The 714-nt window shown below is 63.0% G+C and carries 3 pseudogenes; 1 reads left to right on the top strand and 2 read right to left on the bottom strand.

The window, feature by feature from the left end:
* Positions 1-112, top strand: a pseudogene (locus H7J86_RS33155) (response regulator); the annotation flags it as partial.
* A gap of 49 nt (positions 113-161) precedes the next feature.
* Here H7J86_RS33155 and H7J86_RS00060 read toward each other — a convergent pair.
* Together H7J86_RS00060 and H7J86_RS00055 are read right to left on the bottom strand one after the other, a co-directional pair.
* A pseudogene (locus tag H7J86_RS00060) lies at positions 162-557 on the bottom strand (ATP-binding protein); the annotation flags it as partial.
* Between the two features lie 32 nt (positions 558-589).
* Positions 590-714: pseudogene (locus H7J86_RS00055) on the bottom strand (anti-anti-sigma factor); the annotation flags it as partial.

Raw genomic sequence — 714 nt, 5'->3', positions numbered from 1 at the left:
GCTGCACGCCAATGCCTATGTCACCAAACCTGTTGATCTCGATCAGTTCATGAATGCGGTTCGGCAGATCGATGAGTTCTTCGTTCAGGTGGTCCGGCTGCCGCAGTTGTGACATCGGACCGGCCGCCGGTCAATGCGCCGATGTGGTCCCACTGCAAGCGCACCCGGGTCCCGGCTGGATCCGGATCGATATCGGCCCGGTCGGCCAGCGCGTGCATCAACGGGATGCCGCGTCCGCGAGCAGGATTGACGATGCTGGGATCTTTGATCCGCCACGAACCCTCATCGGAGATCGCCACGGTCAGTGTCTCCAGTCGTCGATCGTGGTCCGCCTCGAGGTGCATCACTCCGGGGGTGGCGTCGAGGTAGGCGAATTCCGCGGCGTTGGCCAAGGCCTCGTTGACGGCGAGCACGATATCGCTCGCTTTCGTGGCGTCCACCCTGAGCTGTTGGTGCAACCAGTCCGAGAACTCTTGGCGCACAACGGCCGCGCGCTCGGGCACCGCCGTTACGCCGATTCGCGTAAAGCGGGCACCTGACTGCGCTGGGTCTGTCATATCGACTGCTGGCTACCCGATCGTCGTCCGTTTTATGTCGTCAGCGCGCTGAGAGCTTCGTCAAGTGTGGCGAACACATCGACGACGTCGGCGATCCCGACCAGTTTGAGAGGTCTGCTCGTCGCGGGTCCGTCCGCAACCACGGCGAAGCCTACGG

Source organism: Mycobacterium hackensackense (assembly GCF_025822555.1).
GTDB lineage: Bacteria > Actinomycetota > Actinomycetes > Mycobacteriales > Mycobacteriaceae > Mycobacterium > Mycobacterium fluoranthenivorans.
The sequence above is the reverse complement of the archived record's forward strand: the minus strand, read 5'-3'. Positions and strand labels throughout refer to the sequence as shown.